This window comes from Longimicrobium sp. (genome assembly GCF_036554565.1).
In the GTDB taxonomy this organism is placed as follows: domain Bacteria; phylum Gemmatimonadota; class Gemmatimonadetes; order Longimicrobiales; family Longimicrobiaceae; genus Longimicrobium.
Map to the genome: position 1 here is coordinate 1 of NZ_DATBNB010000594.1, position 2,849 is coordinate 2,849.

At 70.8% G+C, this 2,849-nt stretch carries 4 protein-coding genes; all 4 read left to right on the forward strand.

Going from position 1 to position 2,849, the window contains the following annotated elements:
- The coding region (locus VIB55_RS16340; protein ID WP_331877732.1) for a vanadium-dependent haloperoxidase at nucleotides 1-1,029 on the forward strand (1,029 nt) is incomplete at its 5' end.
- Between the two features lie 45 nt (nucleotides 1,030-1,074).
- Nucleotides 1,075-1,779 carry a hypothetical protein gene (locus tag VIB55_RS16345; protein ID WP_331877733.1) on the forward strand — a complete coding sequence of 235 codons (705 nt, stop codon included), beginning with the start codon at nucleotides 1,075-1,077 and terminating at the stop codon, nucleotides 1,777-1,779.
- A gap of 205 nt (nucleotides 1,780-1,984) precedes the next feature.
- Nucleotides 1,985-2,263, forward strand: coding sequence for a VF530 family protein (locus VIB55_RS16350; RefSeq protein ID WP_331877734.1), 279 nt, complete (start codon nucleotides 1,985-1,987; stop codon nucleotides 2,261-2,263).
- Nucleotides 2,260-2,703 carry a GNAT family N-acetyltransferase gene (locus VIB55_RS16355; protein WP_331877735.1) on the forward strand — a complete coding sequence of 148 codons (444 nt, stop codon included), beginning with the start codon at nucleotides 2,260-2,262 and terminating at the stop codon, nucleotides 2,701-2,703. Before VIB55_RS16350 ends, VIB55_RS16355 begins: the two co-directional genes overlap by 4 nt.
- The last annotated feature ends 146 nt before the right edge of the window (nucleotides 2,704-2,849 follow it).

Sequence of the window (2,849 nt, forward strand, 5' to 3'; positions counted from 1 at the left end):
AGCTACCTGGGCTTTCCGCTGGGCGACCCGTCGGCCTCGCAGGACGCCGCGGCGGCCACGGCCGCGTATCGCGTGCTGCTGTTCCAGTTTCCCGCGCAGAAGACGACGCTGGACGACACCTACGCGCTGACGATGGCGTCCATCCCCGACGAGCGCGCGCGCGAGGCGGGACGGCTGATCGGCGAGCAGGCCGCGGCGGCGGCGCAAGCGGCGGGGGGAATCGATTCCACGGTCGCGCAGGTGCCCTACCGGCCGCGCACCACGCCGGGCGAGTGGATCGGGGCCGCGCTCCCCGTGCTGCAGCCGTACTGGGCGGCCTTTCGCCCGTGGGCGGCGCCGAGCGTGGAGGCGCTGCGCCCGCCCCCGCCCCCCGCGCTGAACAGCGAGCGCTGGGCGCGCGACTACGAAGAGGTGCGGCGCGTGGGCGGACGCACGAGCACGGAGCGCACGCCGCTGCAAACGCTGATCGCGCGCTACCGCGAGATGCCGGACCTGGCGCCCTCGCTGCGCACCATCGCCGAGGCGCCTGGGCGCAGGCCGGTGCAGAACGCGCGCATGTTCGCGCTGCTGCAGATGGCGATGGACGACGCGACGCAGGCGATGGCCGTGGCCAAGATGCACTACAACTTCTGGCGCCCCATCACCGCCATCCGCAACGGCGCGGAAGACGGCAACGACGCCACGGCGCCGGACGCCGGCTGGGTGCCGCTGCTGGTGACGCCCAACTTCGCCGAGTATCCGTGCGGCCACTGCACCTACGCGGCGGCGGTCGCCGAGGTGATGAAGGCCGAGGTGGGGCCGCGGCCTCCGATGGGCGTGCGCGTCAGCTCGCAGTCGCTTCCCAACGCGGTCGTGCAGGTGCTGCCCACGTGGGACGAGTGGGTGCAGCAGGTGTCGGACTCGCGCATCTACGGCGGCGTGCACTACCGCTTCAGCAACGAGGCGGGCGAGTGGGTCGGCAGCCGGGCCGCGCGCATGGTACTGGACAAGGCGATGAAGCCGCTGCCGGCGCGGGCCCGGGGCCGCTGAGCCGGGCGACCGGTTCCCGTTCACACTCTGCCCTGGGATGAACCGATGCGCACGACGCTGATCCTGCACATCACCGCCGGAAGCCTGGCGCTGATTTCGGGCTACATCGCGCTCTTCGCGGCCAAGGGGGCCCGGGTCCACCGGGGGAGCGGCGCCGTGTTCGTCTACGCGATGCTGGCGATGTCGATCTTGGGGATTGCGGTCGCGGCGGGGCGGGGCGTGGCGCCGGCCATCAACATTCCCGCGGGGCTGCTGTGCTCGTACCTGGTCGTCACGGCGCTGACGGCGGTCCGCCCCGTGGACGCGGCCACCCGCTGGCTGAACGCCGGCGCCATGCTGGTGGCCATCGGCGTGAGCCTGACGAGCCTGACGTTCGGGATCCAGGCGGCCGCCCACGGCGGAACGAGGAACGGCATGCCCGCGTTCCCGTTCTTCATGTTCGGCATCGTCGCGCTGCTGGGGAGCGCGGGTGACCTGCGGATGATCCGCTCAGGCGTTCCGCCGCGGGGATCGGCGCGCATCGCGAGGCACCTGTGGCGCATGTGCTTCGCGCTGTTCATCGCGGCGCTGTCGTTCTTCATAGGCCAGGCAGACGAGTTTCCGAAAGCGCTGCGCATCCCCCTCCTGCTCGCCATTCCCGTGCTGGCGCCGGTGGTGTCGATGGCCTACTGGGTGTGGCGTATCCGCTCGCGTCCGCCCGTCCGCAGGGCCGTGATCGCCCGGGCAGCCGCGGGCGCCGGCCTGGCGTGAGGCCCTGGCAGAACGGCATTTCACGCAGAGGACGCAGGGGAAACGAGAGAGGACGCAGAGAAAAGATCGTGTTTTCTCTGCGTCCTCTCCGTTCCCTCCGCGCCCTCTGCGTGAAACGTTTTTCACCCGTCGTCTTGCGCGATTCCATGCGACCTTCTAGTTAGGAGGACGTTTCTCGACCGCTCATCGCCGCCGCCGCACGCTCATGACCGCCGCGCCAGAACAGCCCCACAACCCGCTGCACGGCGTAACGCTCGAGCGGATGCTGACCGAGCTGGTGGACCACTTCGGGTGGGAGGCGATGGGGCAGCGCATCGCCATCCGCTGCTTCACCGCCGATCCCAGCATCGGCTCCAGCCTCAAGTTCCTGCGCAAGACGCCGTGGGCGCGCGAAAAGGTGGAGGGGATGTACCTCTACATGCTCCGCGAAAAGGCCAGGCAGGCGCGGCGGGGTTCCTCACCCAAGGCATCCCCCGAGGGATGATCGAGCTTCGCCTCCTGGAGCCCGGCGACGCGGACGTGCTCGGGCGCGTGGCCGACGGCGTGTTCGACTACGCGGTGGATCCGCGCTGGACCACGGAGTTCCTCACGGACCGCCGGCACCACATGATCGTGGCGCGGGACGAGGGCGTGGTGGTGGGGATGATCTCGGCGGTGGACTACGTGCATCCGGACAAGGCCCCCCAGCTCTGGATCAACGAGGTGGGCGTCGCCCCCTCGCACCAGCGGCGCGGCATCGCGCGGCGTCTGATGGAGGCCATGCTGAAGCACGGGCGGACGATCGGCTGCACGGAGGCGTGGCTGGGCACGGAGGAAACCAACGTGGCCGCGCGCGGGCTGTACGAGGGCGTGGGGGCGCGGGGGGAGCCGTTCGTCCTCTACGCCTTTCCGCTGCGGGAGCCAGGCGTGGCGGAGGGAGAATGACAGAGCGCCCCGCATCCGGTTGGATGCGGGGCGCTCTCACGTGGTGCGGATGCGGCTAGCGGAAGGCCGCCACCGTGGCCGCGGTGGTGTTGAGGACCCGCGCGTTGTCTTCGTTGGTGGTGGTGCCCATCACCTCACCCGTGGCC